General features: G+C 28.0%; 23 protein-coding genes. 9 read left to right on the top strand and 14 right to left on the bottom strand.

The window, feature by feature from the left end; genetic code table 11:
- Positions 1-370: 370 nt before the first annotated feature.
- Complete coding sequence (locus HX004_RS10615; RefSeq protein WP_286442469.1) at positions 371-691, bottom strand: hypothetical protein; 321 nt, start codon at positions 689-691, stop codon at positions 371-373.
- A 183-nt stretch (positions 692-874) separates the two neighbouring features.
- Between HX004_RS10615 and HX004_RS10610 the strand changes: the two genes are divergently transcribed.
- The 7 genes from HX004_RS10610 (at position 875) to HX004_RS10580 (ending at position 6,771) form a co-directional block, all read left to right on the top strand.
- Positions 875-1,720, top strand: coding sequence for an RteC domain-containing protein (locus HX004_RS10610; protein WP_286442467.1), 846 nt, complete (start codon positions 875-877; stop codon positions 1,718-1,720).
- 552 nt (positions 1,721-2,272) lie between these two features.
- On the top strand, positions 2,273-2,677 hold the full coding sequence (gene uraH / locus HX004_RS10605) for a hydroxyisourate hydrolase (protein WP_286442466.1): 405 nt from the start codon (positions 2,273-2,275) through the stop codon (positions 2,675-2,677).
- The gene (crtID, locus tag HX004_RS10600; protein ID WP_286442465.1) at positions 2,677-4,146 is read left to right on the top strand and encodes a bifunctional phytoene desaturase/3,4-desaturase; all 1,470 of its coding nucleotides are present in this window, start codon (positions 2,677-2,679) and stop codon (positions 4,144-4,146) included. Before uraH ends, crtID begins: the two co-directional genes overlap by 1 nt.
- Before the next feature lie 5 nt (positions 4,147-4,151).
- On the top strand, positions 4,152-4,988 hold the full coding sequence (locus HX004_RS10595; RefSeq protein WP_286442464.1) for a phytoene/squalene synthase family protein: 837 nt from the start codon (positions 4,152-4,154) through the stop codon (positions 4,986-4,988).
- 169 nt (positions 4,989-5,157) lie between these two features.
- Positions 5,158-5,622, top strand: coding sequence for an SRPBCC family protein (locus HX004_RS10590; RefSeq protein WP_286442463.1), 465 nt, complete (start codon positions 5,158-5,160; stop codon positions 5,620-5,622).
- A gap of 4 nt (positions 5,623-5,626) precedes the next feature.
- A complete protein-coding gene (locus HX004_RS10585) occupies positions 5,627-6,085 on the top strand; it encodes a sterol desaturase family protein (RefSeq protein WP_286442462.1) in 459 nt (152 codons plus the stop codon).
- Positions 6,082-6,771: a lycopene cyclase domain-containing protein gene (locus tag HX004_RS10580; RefSeq protein WP_286442461.1), complete on the top strand. Its 690-nt coding sequence runs from the start codon at positions 6,082-6,084 to the stop codon at positions 6,769-6,771. Before HX004_RS10585 ends, HX004_RS10580 begins: the two co-directional genes overlap by 4 nt.
- Positions 6,772-6,928: 157 nt before the next feature.
- Here the strand turns inward: HX004_RS10580 and HX004_RS10575 are convergent, their stop codons facing one another.
- The 7 genes from HX004_RS10575 to HX004_RS10545 all read right to left on the bottom strand — a co-directional run bounded on the left by HX004_RS10575 (position 6,929) and on the right by HX004_RS10545 (position 15,225).
- Positions 6,929-7,552 carry a MarR family winged helix-turn-helix transcriptional regulator gene (locus HX004_RS10575; protein WP_286442460.1) on the bottom strand — a complete coding sequence of 208 codons (624 nt, stop codon included), beginning with the start codon at positions 7,550-7,552 and terminating at the stop codon, positions 6,929-6,931.
- A gap of 502 nt (positions 7,553-8,054) precedes the next feature.
- Positions 8,055-8,360: a hypothetical protein gene (locus HX004_RS10570; protein ID WP_286442459.1), complete on the bottom strand. Its 306-nt coding sequence runs from the start codon at positions 8,358-8,360 to the stop codon at positions 8,055-8,057.
- Between the two features lie 149 nt (positions 8,361-8,509).
- Positions 8,510-9,763, bottom strand: a complete 1,254-nt coding sequence (locus HX004_RS10565; protein WP_286442458.1) for a phage integrase SAM-like domain-containing protein — start codon at positions 9,761-9,763, stop codon at positions 8,510-8,512.
- A gap of 2,974 nt (positions 9,764-12,737) precedes the next feature.
- Entirely contained in the window at positions 12,738-13,169 is a 432-nt protein-coding gene (locus HX004_RS10560) for an HNH endonuclease signature motif containing protein (protein WP_286442457.1), read from the bottom strand.
- Positions 13,170-13,220: 51 nt separating this feature from the next.
- Positions 13,221-13,427 carry a hypothetical protein gene (locus HX004_RS10555; RefSeq protein WP_286442456.1) on the bottom strand — a complete coding sequence of 69 codons (207 nt, stop codon included), beginning with the start codon at positions 13,425-13,427 and terminating at the stop codon, positions 13,221-13,223.
- A 117-nt stretch (positions 13,428-13,544) separates the two neighbouring features.
- A complete protein-coding gene (locus HX004_RS10550) occupies positions 13,545-14,597 on the bottom strand; it encodes a hypothetical protein (RefSeq protein WP_286442455.1) in 1,053 nt (350 codons plus the stop codon).
- A gap of 1 nt (position 14,598) precedes the next feature.
- Complete coding sequence (locus tag HX004_RS10545; protein WP_286442454.1) at positions 14,599-15,225, bottom strand: hypothetical protein; 627 nt, start codon at positions 15,223-15,225, stop codon at positions 14,599-14,601.
- Positions 15,226-15,722: 497 nt separating this feature from the next.
- Between HX004_RS10545 and HX004_RS10540 the strand changes: the two genes are divergently transcribed.
- Both HX004_RS10540 and chrA read left to right on the top strand, forming a co-directional pair.
- Positions 15,723-16,541 (top strand): DUF4238 domain-containing protein, encoded by an 819-nt coding sequence (locus HX004_RS10540; protein WP_286442453.1) that lies wholly within the window; start codon positions 15,723-15,725, stop codon positions 16,539-16,541.
- A 618-nt stretch (positions 16,542-17,159) separates the two neighbouring features.
- The gene (gene chrA, locus HX004_RS10535; RefSeq protein ID WP_286442452.1) at positions 17,160-18,284 is read left to right on the top strand and encodes a chromate efflux transporter; all 1,125 of its coding nucleotides are present in this window, start codon (positions 17,160-17,162) and stop codon (positions 18,282-18,284) included.
- A 19-nt stretch (positions 18,285-18,303) separates the two neighbouring features.
- On the opposite strand, the gene HX004_RS10530 is transcribed toward chrA, so the two are convergent.
- The 6 genes from HX004_RS10530 to tatC all read right to left on the bottom strand — a co-directional run bounded on the left by HX004_RS10530 (position 18,304) and on the right by tatC (position 22,390).
- Positions 18,304-18,870 (bottom strand): lipocalin family protein, encoded by a 567-nt coding sequence (locus tag HX004_RS10530; protein WP_286442451.1) that lies wholly within the window; start codon positions 18,868-18,870, stop codon positions 18,304-18,306.
- A gap of 108 nt (positions 18,871-18,978) precedes the next feature.
- Complete coding sequence (gene arsB / locus HX004_RS10525) at positions 18,979-20,013, bottom strand: ACR3 family arsenite efflux transporter (protein ID WP_286442450.1); 1,035 nt, start codon at positions 20,011-20,013, stop codon at positions 18,979-18,981.
- A 3-nt stretch (positions 20,014-20,016) separates the two neighbouring features.
- The gene (locus HX004_RS10520; protein WP_283829056.1) at positions 20,017-20,631 is read right to left on the bottom strand and encodes an arsenate-mycothiol transferase ArsC; all 615 of its coding nucleotides are present in this window, start codon (positions 20,629-20,631) and stop codon (positions 20,017-20,019) included.
- A gap of 18 nt (positions 20,632-20,649) precedes the next feature.
- On the bottom strand, positions 20,650-21,102 hold the full coding sequence (locus HX004_RS10515) for a DUF6428 family protein (RefSeq protein ID WP_060873483.1): 453 nt from the start codon (positions 21,100-21,102) through the stop codon (positions 20,650-20,652).
- A gap of 61 nt (positions 21,103-21,163) precedes the next feature.
- The gene (locus HX004_RS10510; RefSeq protein WP_002992107.1) at positions 21,164-21,493 is read right to left on the bottom strand and encodes an ArsR/SmtB family transcription factor; all 330 of its coding nucleotides are present in this window, start codon (positions 21,491-21,493) and stop codon (positions 21,164-21,166) included.
- 90 nt (positions 21,494-21,583) lie between these two features.
- Entirely contained in the window at positions 21,584-22,390 is an 807-nt protein-coding gene (gene tatC / locus HX004_RS10505; RefSeq protein ID WP_286442449.1) for a twin-arginine translocase subunit TatC, read from the bottom strand.
- Positions 22,391-22,829 lie beyond the last annotated feature (439 nt).

Genomic DNA, 22,829 nt, shown 5'->3' with positions numbered 1-22,829 from the left:
CCTACCTTTCCAATTGCTTTACTTTTTAATACATCAAAAGGAAATACAAACCAAAAAGTATATAAATACACCAATAAAAAAAGACTTAGATAGACAACTAAATACCTACTAAGTCTTTGATTAAATATGAATTTAAAAAAGTAAAAGATCACTAAAAACTCAAACAGTGTATAGATTTGAAACCAATAATCGCTATTAATCTTTAGAAAATAACTACAAATAAGTTCATAGCCACTTGCCAAAGCCATAAGTCCAATTAATGGGATATACCCCCAATATTGTTTTGTAAAAACTCTGTCTTTACAGAGTGACGCTAGGATTAAAGGTATAAATCCAAGGATAAGGGCGATATAAACTAGAACTTGATAAATCACTTTGTTTTTATTAATTCACTTCTTTTAGGACAGATTCTAGGACATGGAACAAGTTCCTCTAAAAGAGTTCCCCTAGTTAAGTCTTCTTGATTACTATCCACTCCCACTAAAACCATATTGGCTTGTGAGTTATCTGGATCCTCGCCTAAATAAATTCGAAGACCAATACAATCATTTTGTGATAATATCAGATTTAATTTATCTAGTCCCACAAAAAAGGATTTAGTCTTTTCTGGGTGCTCACTTTGATAGGTATGCGTATACTCTATTGCTTGTTCTAAGGTAATTACCTTTCCACTTTGACTGCTGATACTCATAATACTACATGTTAAAATTATGAAATAAATCTCTGAATTAATAATAAAATTCGCAATACGTAATTTCCGCAGTATTAAAACGTAATAATACGTATTGACTAATACGTACTTTCCCCTATACCTTGTTTCACTTCCATTTCTGAAAATCGTGCAAAATAATAACCAAACCAAAATACAAGTGTTATGAAGCACCAAACTTACTTTAATAGCCTACTTACAAGCATTCAAAATCAGGAAGAATCTTTAAATCTTCTTTTACACTCGCAGGGCATCATACAAATTATAAATAACCTTCAGCTTATTTTATATCAGTTAAGCGCATATCTGCTTAATTCAACCTTAACCCTTGAAGAAGAAATCTATTTTTTTAAAGTGTTGAAACCCACTATTCTTGGTAAACTGATCTATTACAATAAAATCTACCGTTTAGAGTCAAGTCTTAACAGACAAATGCACCTGGAGAAAAAGTTCTTTTCTAAAAAACTTACTCAGCTTAAAAATCAAAGCAAAAAGTACATTAGAAAATCCAGTTTTTATAAATACTACATAAACAATCGCACAGACAAAGATCATCTTTATTTTAGTAGAGGAAACATTGATCTAAAAGAAGGTTTAAGCAGTGTGGCTTTTAAAATCGATATGGAATTCTCTACCTATTATGATATCAAGGTAGCTAAAATAATAGCTGATAATATGTTCTACAGTTATCTAAAAGATCAATTATATTTACTAGAACAACAAGAGGTGTATTCTAGCAAATCAAATAAAGTAAAGTCCCAAACTCTACATTGGTCTGAATCTCAAAATGCGCTTATTGAGCTGATTTATGCGCTTTATGTAACTGGTTCCATCGGGCATAGAAGAATAGAAATCAGGAAAATAGCTATTGTTTTTCAAGAACTGTTTCAGATCCCTTTAGGAGATATTCATCATGCTTTTCATCGGATGAAAACAAGGGCTAAATCAAGGACTTGTTATTTGGATAAATTAAAACAGGGGTTAGAAGAGTATATGGATAAGGATATTTAAAAGATATCCCTCTATAATTTAAAGTAAACAATCTTCTGTAAAAAGTTTTTATATGATGTAAAATAATCGAATTTCACTACTAAATCCTATAATATATGTATGTTTATTTCCCCAAACTATATAAATATATATAAGCAAAATAATAATATATGTTCTAAACTAAATAGCATAAAATACATGTAAAAACAAGTAAAGTTTTAAACAATATAAAATCATAAAGTCAGAGAACTATATTACCATTTTGTACGTTTATTTTCAATTAAATAAATCGTTTTTTTTATCTAATCATTGTATTGTTAATCATTTTAAATAGCTACTATACCACTCTGTTATTAAGAATTAATATCCTGTCTGATATTTTTAATATTTTTTTTAAACATATGTAAACTTCTTTAATAGAAAAATTAGAGTCTATTATAAATCAAGTATTTTTTTTCTAAAAAATATATACTATTACACTTATTATTATATATTTGTATACTTTTATACCATTAGTAAATGAAGATAAATCACTTTTTTAAACATTACTATTTATATCAAACTTTATATATTATGAACAAAATTCTATTACTAGTATTGGTAATTTTTGGGCAATTTTGCTTTGCTCAAAATAAGTCTTTTCAATTATCAACCCATATTTTAAATATTTCTTTGGGACAACCTGCCCCTGATGTTGAAGTCGTTTTACAAAAGATGGAAAATGAAGCAAACTGGAAAACCATAAACAAAACTAAAACAGATAGTAATGGCAGGGTTACTAATTTCTTGCCTTTAAGTGATCAAAATAATTATGGAATTTATAAATTAATTTTTAAAACTTCTCCTTATTTCGAAACGTTAAACTTAGAAAGCTTTTATCCTTTTATTGAAGTAGTTTTTCAAATTAGTGATAATAAACACTACCATGTACCCATTACTTTAAGTCCATATGGATATTCAACTTATCGAGGTAACTAATGAAAAAAATAGCTATAATTGGTTCGGGATTTTCTGGACTATCCGCTGCTGCTTACGCTGCTAAAGCTGGTAATGATGTTTCGGTTTTTGAAAAACACACTGTAGCGGGAGGACGTGCTCGACAGTTTACAACTCCAGAAGGTTTTGTTTTTGATATGGGCCCGAGTTGGTATTGGATGCCTGATATTATTGAAGGATTCTTTTGTGATTTTGGTTTTAAAACCTCTGACTTTTTTAAACTAGTATCACTTAATCCTCAGTTCGAAATAATCTTTTCTAATGATTGCCTTCAAGTTCCTGAAAGTTTTGAACAACTTAAAATCATCTTTAATAAGATAGAACCAGGAGCTGCTAAAAACTTAGAAAAATTTATGCGTGTGGCACAATCCAAATACGAAATAGCGATGAAAGACTTTGTTACAAAGCCATGTCATAACTGGCTTGAATTTACTTCTTTACAAATTGGCATACAGGCTTTTAAGTTAGATATGCTGACTAATTTTAGGACCTATGTTCACAAATACTTTCAAAATGAAAAATTAAGAGCGTTAATGGAATTTCCTGTTATATTTTTAGGTGCCTCACCAAAAAATATACCTGCTTTATATAGTTTGATGAACTATGGTGGATATAAATTAGGTACTTATTATCCTATTGGTGGTTTTTATCAATTAGTTTTGGCGATGCAATCAATTGCTGAAAAACAAGGAACAAAATTCTACTTTAATCAAACAGTAGAAAAAATCAATGTTATTAATAATAAAGTAACTTCTTTACTTATCAATGGTAAATTACATGAATTTGATGTTGTTATTGCTTCTTGCGACTACCATCATACAGAAAGTCTTTTAGACAAAGATTTTAGAAATTACACGGAAAATTATTGGAGTAAGAAAACTTTTGCTCCATCATGTTTAATATTTTATCTAGGCATTGATCAAAAATTACCAATTTTACAACATCATACACTGTTTTTTGAAAATGATTTTGACACACATATTGAATGTATTTACACAGATAAAAAATGGCCTGAAGATCCACTTTTTTATTGTTGCTGTCCTTCTAAGACAGATGACTCAGTAGCCCCCAAAGGCAAAGAAAATATTTTTTTATTAATGCCCCTAGCTATTGGTCTTGAAGATAATGAAGAGGTTAGAAATAATTATTTGTCCAAAATGTTAGCTAGAATAGAGCAACACACAGGTATACAAAATTTATCATCAAAAATTGTCTATAAAAGAAGTTATTGCGTTAGTGATTTTATTGCTGACTACAATGCGTATGGAGGAAATGCGTATGGTTTGGCCAATACCTTGAGGCAAACAGCAATATTAAAGCCAAAGTTAAAGAATCAAAAGTTGAAGAATTTATTTTATACGGGCCAGTTAACTGTTCCTGGTCCAGGAGTCCCCCCATGTATCATATCAGGAAAAATAGTAGCTAATCAAATTAATAATTTTAATAAATGATTTGTATGAAACACTTGTTTGATGAACTTTCTTGCTCGATTAGTAAAATCACAACTAAGAAGTATAGTACTAGTTTTTCATTGGGAATTTTAGCCCTAAAACCTTCTATTCGTCCGGCGATATATGCAATTTACGCATATGTAAGACTAGCAGATGAAATCGTTGATAGTTTTCACAATTATGATAAAGCTATGTTACTTTCAAGATTAAAAGATGAAACTAAAATAGCCTTAAATGAACACATTTCATTAAATCCTATTTTACAATCTTTTCAACAAACTGTACATCAATATAATATTGATTATAATTTGATTGAACAATTTTTACATAGCATGGAGATGGATTTACAAAAAGTTGACTACAATTCAGATTTATATAATCAATACATATATGGTTCAGCCGAGGTTGTTGGTTTAATGTGTTTACAGATTTTTACAGAAGGAAATAAAACTAAATATGAAGAGCTTAAACCTTTTGCTATGAAATTGGGTTCGGCATTTCAAAAAGTAAACTTCTTACGTGATTTAAAAAACGATTATCAATTACTTGGTAGAACTTACTTTCCAAATATGAATATGGGTGTATTTGATAATGAAGTTAAAAGTCAAATTGAAGATGAAATTGAAATTGAATTTAAACAAGCACTTATTGGTATACAAAAACTTCCAAATTCATCTAAATTCGGTGTTTATTTAGCTTACAAGTATTACTTGTCCCTATTTTATAAAATTAAAAACAAATCATCATCAGAAATTTTGAATTCTAGAATACGCATATCAAATTCACATAAAGCATTAGTCGCTTTTAAAAGTTATTTAAGATATAAAATAGCTCTCTTATGATTAAAATTATAAAATTTAGTTGTATTCCTTTAATTAGTACTTGAGTTTTAAAATGCTCTCAAACTTCTAGATTATGATGCATTATACCCTAAAAATAAAGAATTTATCAAAATAAATAAAGAAAAACAATCTACTCTATTTTAAGAGATAATATTGAAATAATTTTAAAATGAAATACATTCTATATAGAGAACAGCAATTAAAATGTGATATAGATACGGCTTGGAGATTTTTCTGCTCTCCATTGAATTTATCGAAAATAACACCTAAGAATATGAAATTTCATGTCTTAACTGAATTTGGTGATAAAAAGATATATCCGGGAATGATTATCGATTATATAGTAACTCCCATTCTTGGAATACCGTTGAGGTGGACCACTCGTATTACACAAGTAGATGATGAGAATAGTTTTACAGATTTTCAACAAAATGGGCCTTATAAATTGTGGATTCATCATCATGAATTTATTCCTAACAAAGAAGGTGTTCTTATGAAGGATACTGTGGAGTATGAACTGCCTTTGGGTTTTATTGGATACTTTGCGCACAAATTATTTGTAAAGAAAAAACTTACAGAAATTTTTGATTATAGATACAAAGTTCTAGAAAACATATTCAATTCTAATAAATAAGTCTATGAATATTTTACTTATATTTCTAGTTTTTATATTAATGGAAATAGCTACTTGGCTCATACACAAATACTTAATGCATGGATTTTTATGGATACTACACAAAGATCATCATAATCATTCCAATAAGGGTATTTTTGAAAAAAATGACTATTTTTTTATTATTTTTTCTCTTCCATCAATAGCATTAATGTATTATGGAGCCTTGAATAATTATAATTATTTGTTTTATATAGGATTAGGGATTATGCTTTATGGAATGACTTATTTTTTTGTTCATGATATCTTTATTCATCAAAGAATAAAAGTATTAAAAAATACTAGTAACCCCTATTTATTAGCATTAAGACGTGCACATAAACAACACCATAAACATACCGAGAAGCACAACGGTGAATGTTTTGGATTCTTATATGTACCATTAAAATATTATAAAATGTTTTTAAATAATTCAAAAAAATGATTTCTTTAACTTATTCCACTATATTATTTTTAACTGTAATAATTTGTTTTGTAGCTTCTTTTGATAGCAGAATTCAATTTAATAAGCAATTCCTCCATTTTTTTAAAGCATCAGCTTTAGTATCTGTTCCTTTTATTCTTTGGGATATATGGTTTACTCATTTAGGAGTATGGTGGTTTAATACAAATTATACCATAGGGGTCTCTATAGCTGGTTTACCTTTAGAAGAAATGCTCTTTTTTATCTTTATTCCTTTCTCTTGCATTTTCACATATTTTGTAATTGACAAATATTATCAATTAGATTTATTAAAATCATTTAATAATTTATTAGTTTTTACTAGCATAATTATTCTAATAGTAGTAGGTTTATTAAACATTAATAAAATTTACACCATTACCACCTGCTTAGTTACTGTAGCTACTTTATTTTATCTTCATTTTATTGTGAAGTCACAATGGATAAGTAAGGCTTCTTTTGTTTATACACTACTAATGCTAGGTTTTTTTCCAGTAAATGGTGTCTTGACAGGAACAGGATTGGATAACCCAATTGTAAACTACAATCCAAAAGATTTTTTAGGTATTAGAATGTTTACTATACCTGTAGAAGATATGGTTTATGGATATACTCAATTCCTTTTAATTATTTACTTTTTTAAGTATTTTCAAAATAAATCATTTTAATCTCATTTAAAATTTAATTATTTTTTCACCCAAACATAAATTCTAAATTACTATGAGTTATTATTAGTCCTGATGTTTTACAAAAAAATCCTTTATCAATATTATACAAATAGAGTTATTTAATGTAAATCAAATTAATTCTATAATTGATCAAAGACTATAATTCAATATTCATGTAGATTGGGTTGTGAAATTTATCTAATTTTTGAAGTAAATAGACTAATTGATGCTTTTCTTCTGAAGTTAAATCGCCTGTAATTAAATTAGTTATCTTTTTAATTACGGGCTGTTTTTTCTTTAATTCTTCTAAACCTAAATCTGTTATAGAAACAATTTTATTTCTTTTATCCAAAGAAGAGTCATGCTGATTAATAAATCCTTTTTTTATTAATCTATTGATAATTTTTATTCCAGCAGGTTTTTCTTGAATATTTTTTCTAATAAGATCGATTTTATTCATTTCACCGAAAGATTTTAATGTGATTAAATAAATAAAATCTTCTTGTGAGGTAAAACCAGAATTTACAAGTATTTCTTTAGAATGAATTTTTGCATATTTAGACAAGTGAACAATCAAAGTATTGATTTCACTTTCAATACTACGACCTTTATTTTTGTTTATCCAATCTTGATACTTAATTAGATTTGCAGAATCACTTTTCATACATTTTTTATCATATGCCCAATTCAAAAAGACATCAAGTGATTTTTCTTCTTTAATGCCATAATTATTAAATTCTTCTAATAATTTTATAACATCCTGTAATAGTTTATAATCCATAAACGAACGAGTCAGCTTAATTATTTATTGTCTAAAATATACTTTACTATCTCCTAGAAGTGAGGTGTCTAATTAAGTATTTTTTAGAATTAAAAACACCTCAAAGAGACAATATTAATTTTTCTAAGTTAGAAGATCTCGATTATTGTAAATCAAAAAGTTAAACTTCATATACATTTGTATACAATAGAACAAAAATAAGTGTAAAAATACACAAAAAAATAGAATAAAAAATATTCTATTTGAATAGAAATATATGAACTATTTTAGACTTCCTCATTTTAGGATACCTCTAAATTCGATAAATAATTCTTCATCAAATCTGGGCTTATATTCTTTAGGGAATTTATTTCCTAATGCTTTATGAGGATTGTAGGCTTCCTGTTTTGGTTTAAAGCATTAAATAAAAAAAAATCCGCTCGATTTTAATCAAAGCAGAATTTCATACTTACACATTTTTTTCAATACAGTATCATTTTCTATTCATTTTGAAATTTAATATTTAGTAACAGTCATATTTGTAACTCCCCCTCCCCCCTCTTCCTGTCGTTCCTTGCTGAATACCTTCAAGAGTAAATTTATTATCCTCAAATATTATAGTATAAATAATAGGATACATTTTATCACCTCTTTTTAATTCTAATAATATAGAATATGATGTAAATTCACGTATATCAGGAGCCCCAGATTTAGTCATTCTATACACTCCACGTCCTACCCATAAATCATTTAAATTTTCACTGTTCAAAGGATCCCTTTTTATAAAACCTAAATAATATCTTCCTATAAATAGGATTAATGGTTCCAAGTAAAAACGATCTAGGAATACTAATAACTATTTGCATCGAAGATAGATATTTACCATCTTCCTATATAATAATACAATTATCAGTATTATCCCAATCAAGACTTGCAGAAATATTTGATTCCCTCTTAAAAATGGTCATCTTGTTATATTTACTTAATTAAGATTAAATCACTAAAATTTTTGTTATTAAAGTTATCCTCAAAATAATTACTCAATAGCTTTACTCGTTCAGTATCAAAATTAGAAATATAACGGTTAAACATTTGTTCTGTACCATGCCCTGTTGCATCCATCAACAATGCAGTTGGTATTTTACCATAAAAATTAGAAGCAAAACTTCTCCTGCCAATATGGCTAGTAATTGCATTACATTTATCAATTGTGACTAACTTAGATCTAAATCCAAAACGTTTTCTTATATATACTTGAGTTTTGATACCTGCTAATCGTACTATTTCCTTAATTTGTTTATTATAGGTATCGAGTGATAGTTTTAGAGGAAATCCTTTATTTTTAGAAATTAAACTCCTTACAATTGGATGAAGAGGTAATATTACATTTTTACCCGTTTTCTGTTGCATAAAAGAGATACATTGTCTATTGTGAATAACTTCCAACATGCTGATATTAAAACTCATAAAATCAGAAAATCGTTGTCCTAAATAACAACTTATTACAAGCCAATCCTTAGCAGAGTTTAGTTCTTTAGGAACCTCCAAATCTCTTATTTTTGATAACTCTATCTCTGATAAAATGACAAAATTCTTTTTCTGTTTTTTTTCCTTTGGCAATTCTAACTCATATACAAAAGTTCGTATACCGCGTCTTTCTAAAAAATTAAGTATAGTCCTAATAAAATAAATAGTACGATGTAATGTGCTTCTACTATAAAACTCTTTTTCTCCAAACTTTAGAAATTGTTTTACAAAATCAGCATTAACTTCTTCTATCATATAATTTCTCATCTCATGCCCCTCAAAGCGCTCTATTAAACGAAAAAAAACTTTATATCTTCTATAGGTAATTTGTGATATGATATGTTGTCGAGAATTAATATAATTATTAATATGATTTAAAAGACTCCCCTGCTTATATTTCTGATTTTTACAAGTAACAACTTTTTTAATCCTTCTTGACAAAGAAGATAATGATAAAGCTTTACCACGCACCTTAACTTCTTTAAAATAACTCGCCACAGTAATCCTAATTCGATCTAAAAAAACATTTAATTTCTTGAATTTTTTTAAATAAATATTTTTAGGACGCTCCTTTAAATCATCCCACATGTGCCCCTTAATAACTAAATTAGTATCTAAATGAGTTATTCTTTTCTGATTATCAATAAGTTCAAGAATGATTTTAGCATAAGTTGGTTTATGCTTAAGTATAAATCTAAAGGTCATAATCTAAAATATCTATTGTTTCTATAATTGAGCAAATAAAAACAATAATAGTCTATTTTAGACTACATTAGTCTTTTACAAATATAATATTATTTTGAATTCAAACAAATTATTCATGTGAATTTGAATATTTTATAATAAAAAACAAACAACTTCCTACAGACTTAATAATTAATCATTCAATAAACAATAATTAAGAAAACCTTTGAGCTTGAATAATAAAAATGTTAAATGTAGTCTAAAATAGACTACAAAGATTTTGAACTATCACTCAACTTAATATATCAATCAAGTTTTGAGTCGATAAAACATAATAATTAAAACGAATTATAAAAATTGTAAGAACAAAAAAATGGATATTAATAACAGAAACTTAATTGTATATATATGAAGCTATTCTATACTCATAATTATTTTTATAATAAAAAATTAATGTAACTTTATGCTACTTAATATTGTTTTTTTTATATAAAAAGTAAAGCCACCAAGACAAGAATAACTTGTGGGGACAAGTGTTTATTATCTGATAAATTCAGTTGATTTAATTACTATGTATTCTATTGTCTTATATATGCTAATAGCTGGTGGTTTTACTATTTTAAATAAGTTGAAAAATATAAGACTATCTTATTCAAAATAAATAACAATAATTTTTTCGATCAATCTTGCTGGTAGATTTCAAACAACAGCATCTAGCCCAAAAGGAACTGTACTTTACTACAGTTCCTTTCTTTAAAACTGAAAAAATCATATTAATCAGATATAAAGAAAATCTAAAAATAAATTATTCTCAAATATATTAAGAAAAAAACAAAGGAATTTGATATATTAATATTTATTACAAATTCATTTGAACATTGCATTCCCTCCTAGAAAAATAAATAAATTAGCAATTAATTCACCTATAGAGATAAAATAGAAATAAAGTAATAACACAAATATTTTATAATTTATCAATAAAAGTTTGTTGAATAATTTAAATAATCATTGTGTGTTAAATAACTAATCGATAAAAATATCTATATATCCAAAACCTTAAAATTTTATTAATTACATACTTTAATCTATTAGAATTATTTTATATTTTTACCTCATCTTACTAAATCAAAATAAAAATGTTAGAATCAGCTTTTAATCATTTGAAATTATCAGAAAATGTCGATGATTTTAATAAATTTCTTATTCTCCTCGAAAAAGAAAAGAAACTAGGCAAGAATTATGTTGTCATGAAAAGTATACCAAAAAGATTACACTATCGTTTAATAAAAGAAAATTTTGTTATTAAAAGAGAGGAGTTTAAGATAAAGAAATTCTTCTTCTTAAAAAAAAGTGTTTTTTACTATGTTATAAGACCTACGATATAAGATATAGTTATTAGTAAAACAGAAAAAAATTATAATTAGAAATTGTCGAATATTTTCAATAACTCACTTTTTAAACTAGCTCAAGTTGTTATAAAAAATAAAGCCACTATTAACCAGAATAATATGTGGGGACATATAATAGAATACTTATAAAAATATTCTAAAAAATAAATCATTCAATGGTTTAGCATTAAACTGCATGTGGCTTTATTTGTTAATAAAAGTAATATTTTTTTTGATAATGAAACAAATAAAAAAATGACTATATCGATTAATTTAACCAATATATTATAAACAATACTTTCATATCATCAAAAATAGATATTTAACTTACTTCTTTTCTATTAAATAGAAAAGTGTGATTACATCAAGCCCCCATCAAAACCTTATTTATATAAAATATATTTAACACAAAAAATGGTTTATTGTTTTTTTTATTATAAAAATAATAAATATATTTATCAAATAATTTTGCTAAATTAGCAATTGGGAAATAGTGCTAAAGAAAAAAAGAAAACTACTAGAATTAAGAGCTATCTAATTGATAGCTTTTAATTTTAAAACATAAATGAAGTATTTAAAAAATAATAGTTATATAAAAGTAAACAACAATCTAATTAACTCTAAACAATTCCTATATTAAAAAAGGAGCCTATTAAAAAAAGGAGACCATTAATGTCTCCTTTTTTGTTTAAAATTTAGCACAAGATATAATGAACAAATCAAGAACCACATGTTAATTGTTTTCTTTGTGAAAAATTAATCAGCTTAGAACAAGTACTTATTGAAGTAAATAACAAAAGTTGATATCCATCACAATTCGCTTTATGTCTTAAAGAAAACAGAATACTAATTGAAAATCTCTTTGCCATCCAAGAAAAAGATACTTATTATATTAAGTGAAATTTCAATAGCAAACTTGAAACAAAAGACTATGCCAAGCAAGCAGCAACGGGATTGATTATTTGTTTAAGAAATAAAATAGACGCGTTTATTGTTATATTGAGAAAGATAATCCTAGTTCTCAAAATATTTGTATACAACTGGTTATCTAATAAGAAGGATTATTTATTGGATACATATCTTTTATAAAAAAGGATATTGGATTACTAAAATTTGAAAATACGATTCAATTTGCTATTCTAGAAACAGAATGGAGATAAAACAAATTGCAATCTAATTTTGAAAATAATCTTTTTAATCTTATAACCATATTAACCAACGGACAAACTACTAAACAGGACATAAAAGGAAAGCAAAGACAAAGTTATATTTATTGTGGTCTTGAATTTCTATACAACAAATTTAATGTTACAAAAGAACAATCATACTATTCGGATCCAATCTGGATTCAATTCTTTATTTTCGTTAGAAACTCAATTGTTCACAATGATTCAAAGATTAACAAGGCAATTATAAATCATAAAAATTTTAACATTTATAAAGATTTATTTATCATCAAAGGTGATGCTTTTCGCTTTAATGACATTATAATTATACATCATTTACTAAAAACGTCAAGAACTTATTTTAATTCTTTTGCTCATTTTATTAAATAAACTGAATAGACAAATAGTAAAAATCATCTATCTTTCCAGTTAATATAAACATCAACCTTTTAGCTTTAATTTTATACTTAGAACTTCATCGTGTTTGATATCATTTTTCGTGATTTTTGAATGACAATTTGGGCACAACATCAATAAGTTTTCAAGTTCGTTATTCATCGGGTTTTCATCGATATGATGAACTTGAAAATGTTCAACATCTTCATTTGAACAAATGGGGCAAATTGATTTTATTTCCTTCTGTAATATTGAACGAATTTTAACAGAGATACTTTTTCTTGGTTTAGATCTAGAAACACTTTTACTTCCCTTTTCAAATACATAAAAATTAAATTCTGAACACTCTGAATAATGTTGAGTCTTTAAAATTCTATGTCTAGGTTTATTATAATATTTATCATATTCAGCTGAAAAACAAGCCTTTTCCTTAATAAGAGAATTCATCCAATCAAATAGGTTTACTTCTGGACACATACCTTCAAAATAGTAATGTGAATTGCCCTTGATCCAACTTGGTAGCTCTCCTTATATATCTATCCTTTTTGATACAAAGTCTTTTGGTAGTGTTCCATCTTTGAGTAACGCCTCTTCTATACTTAAACCATAATCATATTTTTCATAATCAGAATTAAAATAAATGGTTATTGCTCTCCTACTACAATAATTTAAAATTGGGCATCTTAATGGCAATTTCTTGCTTTCTCCAACTTGATAATATTCTTTCTCGTTCATATCATTGGTTCTCTTAATACTTAAACTAAAAACTCTGTATGCCCTATAAATAGAAACTGACAAGTAAAAATCTCAACTAATACATACAGACTTAATATGTTAAATATACTTTATTATCTATTTCAATTCACTCAAAATCAGTTGATTTTTTTTAATCAATTCTCTCATGTTTTGTAAGTGAACAGCTAAGATACCATCTGAATAATCTCCCACTCTTCCTTCTAGCTTATTTTCAATAACTTTAAAATACTCTTTTGATCTATTAATCTTTGAGGGACTGACATTGGCTAACTCATTTGCTCTCCTAATTGCTAGTGCAGTTCCAAGTCTTTTTGCATTAATTAATTGTCTTTCAGCTAAAACTTGACGTTTAACTTCATTACTCAGTATCTTAACAACTTTGTTTCTAGTACTAGCGCCTAATTTAGTATTTCCAGCAAAAGACATTATTTTATAGGTTTCTTTAGTTATAGCACTTGCATTAACAGATAGATTTTTACCTTGTTTCGCTAATTTAGCACCTTGAGACAATCCTCGTAAAGCTCCTTTTGTAATTAGACTTCCACCGGGGATTAAACCTGCAGCTAAAACAATTCCATCAGTACCTAAAGCTTGCAAATCATCTTTTTCTTGAATTTTAATTCTTTGCTTTTCATCCTGAGAAAACTCTTTAATTTTTAATAATACCTCTTCACTTAAAATGATGTTGTCAAGATCATAAAATGAGTTTAGTTTCTCCAAACTAATGTTGAATTTTTTACTATAAGCAATATTTAGATCTTCTATTTCACTTACTAATTCAGTATAAGCCAAATTAACTTCAATATCTTTCATTAATAAACTAACTAAAGCTAGATTATCTATTTCTTCTTTATAATTTAAAAATTCAATATCTGATTTAGCGTAAATCTGTTTTTTTTCGTACTCAACTAATAAATTATCATATATCTTTACTTGATCATAAATAATATTAGGTAATACTACCTGAAGATTACCTTCTTTATGTCTAGATAAAATTTCAAGTGCATTTTGACTGTATAATTCTATATCAATACTCTTTTCTTTAGATTGCGTATAATCCTCCGTTTTAACCTGGTCTTTTTTTTCTGAACATGAGTAAAGAAAAAGTATATTTGTAAAGAATGCTACTGCTAAAATTTTTTTATACATATTAAAACTCTTTTATTGCCCCCAGATTTAAAGTATTAACAACCTTATCTCCATTTATTTTATTTGAATAGCGAAAATATTGTTGTTTACCTTCTTTATAAAATTTAGTTGAAAACTCTCCTTTAAAATCTTCTCTAACAATTTTATTATCCTCAAAAACAATATCGTGCATATCTGTTTTAAATATCCCATCACCTATACGTCTAACACTAGTACAATTTAATTTCTTAGCATTGTCAATGGAAAAACTATAGATATAAAAGTTTTCTTTGGCTTTATAAAAATACATAAGGACATCTTCATACTTATAAATTTTTGATCCAGCGTCATCTATTTGAGAATCAATAATTTTATATAAATCTCCATTAGATTCTAAAATATAAGGATTGTTATCTGAGCCAAAAAATTCAAGAACTAACTTATAATCTGGATACTTTGTATTCATATCTGTTATATAGGCTAAGCGTCTATCGTTTTTAACTTCATCAGAATCTATAAATATCTCTTTAGTTTTTATCAAAAACCCTTTCTCTTCTACCTGGTTATCGACAACTTGTTCAGAATCCTCTTTTTTACTTGAACACGATAAGAATACCAAAGCCAAAAACATACCCAATACATTTTTCATATAACCCATAAATTCTTTTAGGAGTTTACTCCTATTATCAAAAAAATATTTAAAATCTTCCTAAGATAATACTCACCTACTAATACAATATTAATCTTTGGGTAAACTATAGTTATTACTTAGTAAAGAAGTCCTATTATAAACTTAGAGACAACCTAATGTTATTTAAATTATTAACTAAATTAAATCTGATTGAACCATTTTTCATCAATGTTTCTTCTGCAGTTACATAAATTACTTCTTGAGGAAATCAACAGCTTTTAAAACCTATTTTATGTATTATTCATTGTAATAGCCTTTAGATTAAGCATGATTATCTTATTTTTCACAGAGGTTTTATTTAAAATACAAAAGTCAACTATATTATTTTTTTGATTAGATTAGCAAATAGTCTTCACTTCGTAACGTTAAAATCGAAAAAAATCGTCTTCGATTCATCCTCACTATTACAAAGTGTCGAAACATTATATAAACATTTTTTCACCCCTATTAATAAAATGGCACATCCAAAGAATCAACATTATGTTCCAAAACTTCTACTGAAAAACTTTTCAAGCAAAGACTCATTTATTTGGACTTACGATAAACTAGCTAAAACCAATAATTGGAACTTTATTAAAGAGAGACCTATCAATAGAGTCGCAAGTGAAAACTACTTTTATGATCAAATCCAAAAAGACGAAAATTTTAGTTTTGAATATGAGCTTGGAAAAATAGAAAGAGAAATCTCTCCCTTGATTGAGAAACTTGTTTTAAATCAAAAAATAAATTCAATAACTGAATTAGAAAAAGAGAAAATCTCATACTTTATAGCTATACAACTAATAAGAACCAAATGGCAATTAAATAGAGTTAAAGATCATGTAACAGAATTTGAAGAAATTATAAACCAATTTACTGGCATGCAACAAGAATCTATCGATCATAAAACTTTATGGTTTTCCCTATTTGAAGCTGCTACAAAATTTTCAACTACAATTCAAAACAAAGTTTGGCTTCTTGGGAAAAGTGACAGACTATTCTTTATTTCAGACAATCCAGTTGTTCTACAAAATACTATAAACCAAAGCACAGTCCGTAGTACCATTGGTTTTGATTCTTATGGAATTGAAATTTATATGCCACTATCAGATTCCTTAATACTTTGTATGTTTTGCGAAAAATTACTTCAAAACAAGCATGAAATTCCAAACCTTTTAAATTTTGATTATGAAAATGTTTTAAATATAAATGCTCTACAATTCTATCAATCAGAGAGATTTTTGTTTTCATCGTCAAATAATTTTGAAATGATAAAGGAGTCAATAGATATTTAAAAACATGACATCAATTAAATGATGAACATTATTCTTTTTTAGATTTCTAATCATATTCCTTGTTTTTGGTCAAAATATCTCAAATCCCAATTACCAATTCCTCACCAAACTCCCCTATTCCCTCCGATAAATCTGTTAAATTTTTTCAGTTGATTTTCGTTTGAATTATTTTGAAAAAAAGTGTTGTACAAAAACATTCAAAATCTGCGTGAACCCCTATGAATGCTAGGATGTGATTTATTGTATCGCGAGGTATAACATTTTACTTCGGTGAAACGATTAAAAAAAACAGATGAATACGCGCCTATTCTATGATAACGAGTTCCTCCTTTTGCTTGTGTATAGCTTATTATCATTCAAAAATACCAAGGAATAGTAAGGGATTATTAAAAGAGTAGTAAGAGGTTGTATAAGGCGCCCAAATCAGTCAATTTGTTTATAGGGATTACCATCCAATAGATAAAGGATAGTGAAAAGGAAGTAATTTTTGGTTGAGCCATTTTTGTTTACATTTCGGTAACCTTTGAGTATTGAATTATCTTTAGCTTCGCGCCTGTTCCTATCACACAATAACGTTGAATAGATCGATTGCAATAAAAACTAAAAATAGGAAGCAATATGTCAGAAAAAGTAAGTCTCAAAGAAATAGTCAAGGTCTTTACAAAATTAGGGATTATTGGTTTTGGAGGCCCTGCAGCTCATATTGCGATGATGAGAGAAGAAGTAGTTGTAAAAAGAAAATGGATGGATGAACAACACTTTTTAGATCTGCTCGGTGCTACTAATTTAATTCCTGGTCCTAACAGTACAGAAATGGCCATTCACATTGGTTATGATAAAGCGGGTTGGAAAGGTCTTATAATTGCAGGGCTATGTTTTATTCTTCCCGCTGTTTTTCTAACGGGTGTATTGGCTTATTTTTATAAAAATTATGGAGAATTACCACAAGTTCAACCATTTATCTATGGAATTAAACCTGCCATTATTGCTATTATCCTTGGAGCTGTATTTCCACTAGCCAAAAAATCCATTAAATCCTTATTCTTAGCCTTTATAGGACTTATTGTCTTAGTAGCTTCTTTATTTGGGACTAATGAGATCATTTTAATGTTTGGAGCTGGATTTTTAGCTTATGTAGTTTTTTATATTAATACTACAAAGCGAAGTACCTTACAAAGTTTTCTTCCATTACCCTTCTTACTTAGTATACAAAATACTCTTTTCACCAATACCAATATGCAGCTATTTTGGATTTTTCTTAAAATAGGGGCTATACTGTACGGTAGTGGCTATGTATTATTTGCTTTTTTAGATACAGAACTCGTGCAAACAGGTTTACTCACCAAAGAACAACTTATAGATTCTATTGCTGTAGGACAATTCACACCAGGACCTGTTTTCTCTTCCGTTACTTTTATTGGTTTTCAAATTAATGGTTTATCTGGAGCAATTCTTTCAACTGTTGCAATTTTTTTACCATCCTTTATTCTAGTAGCCTTACTAAACCCATTGATGAAAAAACTTCGCAACTCAAAAGGATTATCTGTCTTTTTAGATGCGGTGAATGTTGCCTCTGTCGCCTTGATTGTCGCTGTTTGTATAACGATGACACGAGATGTGTTGCTGAACTGGCAAACCCTTGTTATTACCCTACTTAGTGGCATACTCGTTTTTAAATTTAAAAAAGTAAATAGTGCTCTTATTGTTTTAGCAGGAGCTTTGTTGGGTTATATCCTCTTTTAATTGTTCGCTTTTCTTGTATTTATTTAGCCTTTATTACCGATGTATCTTCCTTGTCATGTTCAACCCAAATCAAACGAGATACATCATAACCAATTTCATTAGCTAGTGTCAAGTATTGTTGTTTAATAGCTTCGGGGATACCTTTTTCTCTAGATAAAATCCATAAATAATCAAGATCCTTTCCTGCTATTAGAGCATATTTATAATCTGAATCTAATGCAATGATATTATAACCCGAATAAAAAGGACCGAAAAAGCTAACTTTAAGTGCACCTACATTTTTCTCTGCTCTGAACTTAGCTATTCCTTCTGCTTGTTTCCATTCTTTGGTTTTAACATTAAAACCTCGATTTAAAACCTTGAGATTTCCTTTCTTGTCCAAACTATAGTAAGCTGTGGTATTATTTAAATCTCTTTCAAAATAAAAATCAAACCGAGCAATTTCATACCATGTTCCCAAATAACGATTTACATCAAAATTTTCAACGGGTTTAGCTTTTTCTGGTATTGTACTTGCATTACATGACATAAACAAAAAAGATAGAATAGCAAAAAAACTTATTCTATAAAACACTTGTAAATTCATAAAAAATTAGTTTATCTCAAAAATAAAAAAATAAATGATGAATTGATTTATTCTAGTGATTAATTTAATAGAAACGATTTGAAACGATTTAAAAATAACAATATTTTATCACTTTGCATAATATTTCTTTTTCATCCACAAACTCACTCGTACCAGTAGAATCAACACAGGAACTTCAACTAAAGGTCCGATAACCCCCACAAAAGCTTGGGGCGAATGAATTCCAAATACGGCAATAGCAACAGCAATAGCTAGTTCAAAATTATTACCTGCTGCAGTAAAAGAAATAGCCGCATTTTTATCATAATCCACATGCATTGATTTATTTACGAAGAAGCTGACAAAGAACATCAAGACAAAATAAATAATTAGTGGGATAGCAACTTTGATAACCTGCATTGGTAATTGAACAATCTGCTCTCCTTTTAAGCTAAACATAAGCACAATGGTAAAGAGTAAAGCATATAAAGTAAAGGGGGAAATAAAAGGGATAAATTTGCGCGTAAACCAAGCTTCTCCTTTTATTCTAATGAGATACTTATGACTTAAAAAACCTGCTAAAAATGGAATTCCTAAATAAATAAGCACACTTTGTACAACATCACTCATCTTAATTGAAATAGCATAATCAGCAAATCCAAAATAAGAAGGTAATACGTTGATAAAAAGCCAAACAAAAAAGCTATAAAACAGCACTTGGAACACACTATTTAATGCAATTAGTAAGGCAGCATACTCTCTATTGCCCTTCGCTAAATCATTCCATACAATCACCATTGCAATACATCTGGCTAAACCAATAAGGATCAACCCTACCATATAATCAGGTTCATCACGCATGAAGATAATAGCCAGAACAAACATTAAAATAGGTCCTACAATCCAGTTTAAGAAAAGAGATAAGCTTAAGACTTTTTTATCCCGAAAAGCCAGTGGTAATAGATTATAATCAACCTTAGCCAGTGGAGGATACATCATGATAATTAATCCTATAGCCAGCGGAATATTGGTAGCTCCTATAGAGAGTTTATCCATCACATTAGAAACACTTGGAAATACATTTCCTAAGAGAACACCAATCCCCATCGCCAAGAAAATCCAAAGGGTTAAGTATCGATCTAAAAATTTCATTCTAACTTGCATAACTTACTTTTTAATTTGTGATAAGATGTAAAACATTTCACTTGCAATTTCAAGGCTTCGATTAAAATATCCTGCTTGCTGGTTTTCCGTTCCATCAAATACCTTAGGATCCTCAAATGTAATAGGGATTCTGCGCTCAGCACCTGCTATAAAAGGACAGCCCCCATCAGCTTGTGAACAAGTCATAACAGCTGCAAAATCACTACTTGGATTAAAAGCAGCATCGTACTTCTTAGAAAAACCAATAATAGGAATTTCATTATCACCATACTTTATAGCATAAATAGGATTCTCTCCTTCTGCAATTTTAAATACATCAAGCCCTTGTTCTTTCAGAACTGTAGCAACCATGGGATACATAGCTGTTTGTTCAGTCCCTCCTGAATAACAAGTAACATTTGGAATACCGTAGTAACTAGCCGCTACTTGCATCCAAATCTGAGTCAAATGACTTCTTCTTGAATTATGTGTACAGATAAAATTGATTCGAATTGGAGATTTTGAATCAACCTTAGCTTGAATGTATGCCAGTAAAGGAGCTAAAACTTCTTTTCTATGATTAGTTATCACTCTTGATTCAAGCATAATACTAATTGTAGTTGATAATGTTTTATACATCTTTTACCTTTTTTAAGATTAACAACATCCAGCGTTAGAATCGCAACAACTAGTTTGATTTACCTGATCACTTGGTGTAATTCCACAAGCATCTTCAGCTAAACAAGCAGTCAATGTATTTTTTAATAGAAAGTGAGTTCCATTAAATTCTAAGAAATACTTTCCTATTGTTTCTTTACCTTGAACTTCTACTTCAATATCCGCATCAACAATACCTAATTTTGTTTCTGATAATCGAATAATATTAAGCAATTTACCAGCTTTTAAACGGTGCTGATAATCATCTGCATTCCACAATTGAAAGCTTACTTTAACCTCTTCTCTTATTGTTCCTCCGCAGTCGATAAATTTCTTTGTCACTTGACCTACTTCTGTTACATGGAAGTGTTCTGCTACAAACGTCCCATCTTCAAATTGAAAATCTACTCGATCTAATTTTTCTAACACTACTTTTACTTCTGATAATTTCATATTTTATCTGTTTTAAATTATTTTAATATCGTAATATCACGATGATGTTGAATAAAAAATATTAACAGCAATCCTTTGATTGTATTTTTTGAGCGAAGAAGAATTCAAACTCCTTGAAGAATTCATTCCAAACTACATTGTCAATACAATAACAAACGGATTTACCCTCAATAGTCCCTTTTATAAGTCCACTATTTTTAAGCTCTTTTAAGTGCTGAGAAATAGTGGCTTGAGCTAATCCAAGTTCTTCTACCAAATCATTGCAAATACAAGCATCTTGATTGATAATATACTGAAGAATGGCAAGTCTTGCTGGATGCCCTAAAACCTTAAACATAAGCGATAATCTATTCTTTTTATCACTAAATAATTCTGATTTTGTTACTCCCATTGTTTTATACTTAAATATACATCGCAATATTACGATGTATATTTAAACTATGCAAGTTTAATTAATTTTTATAGCAAATACGATAATATATTATTCTGTAATGTGATTAGACTTCATAAACTTTGAAAAGAAAATACTCACTTCATACAATAAAACTAATGGTATAACCAAAATAACTTGACTCAATACATCTGGAGGGGTAATAATTGCTGATGCAACTAAAATCAAAACATAAGCATATCTGCGATACCCTTTGAGTGTATCTGTTGATAAAATTCCCATCTTGTATAATACTAGAATGACAACTGGCAAAACAAACACAATACCTGATGCTAGTATGGTGGTTCTAACAAGAGAAATATATGAAGTAAGATCGATTTGATTAGCAACAATACTACTAATCTCTATATTCATAAAAAAATGAATAGATAACGGAACTATAATAAAATATCCAAACAAGACACCTATAAAAAATAAAAGACTTGTGATTGTTACAAATACAATACTATATCTTGTCTTACTATAATATAATTTAGGTTGTACAAGTTTCCAAATTTGATACAAAATCCAAGGAAATGAAGCTATTAGTCCAAAGGTAAAACTAGTCCAAATCATAATCTTTAACTGACCATCCATTTTTCGATTTTGAATATCAAAATCAATCCCTTCCATATACAATGATGAACTCAAATTAAAAAAATCTATCAAAGAACGATGCCAAATATAAATAGGAAAATTAGGGTTCTTAGGAGCAAATAATATTTGCTCAAAAATAAAGTTAGTATATAAAAACGCTATGCTACTACATAAAACAATTCCAATAAAACACTTGATTAAAAAACTTCTTAAAAGTCCAACAAAATTCAAAAATGTCTTTTTCTTAATATCTATATCCATATCTTATTATAAGATGCTAAACTACTGCTATTTTAATTATTTAATATCCAAATTAGGGCTTAGTTTTTAGTTGCTCTAAATATAGTTGTATGCGCTTGATTTAGCTCATCCACATAGTTCCACTCTAAAGCTTTATTTTCATTTTCTGCAAAAATAGTAGCTAACTTATTTGTATAGGGAGAAATATCAGAGACATACTATTCTACAAACCAAAACGTTATCCTTACTGACTAATTCACCTAGATCAGCGTTAATATTATCAGTAAATGGTGATTATTTTACTAAATTCAAGAGACAAATGCTAAATAATTAGCAAACTATTCTAGTTCTAAAAAAAAACATACTTAAAAAAAATCTGAATAGGGAGTGTAACACAAACTGTGTCAGTTTCCGTTTCCTAGCTTTGGGGCTTAAGCCCCAAAGCTAGGAAACGGAGTTT

The sequence above is a fragment of the Myroides sp. 1354 genome (assembly GCF_030324495.1).
GTDB lineage: Bacteria > Bacteroidota > Bacteroidia > Flavobacteriales > Flavobacteriaceae > Flavobacterium.
The sequence above is the reverse complement of the archived record's forward strand: the minus strand, read 5'-3'. Positions and strand labels throughout refer to the sequence as shown.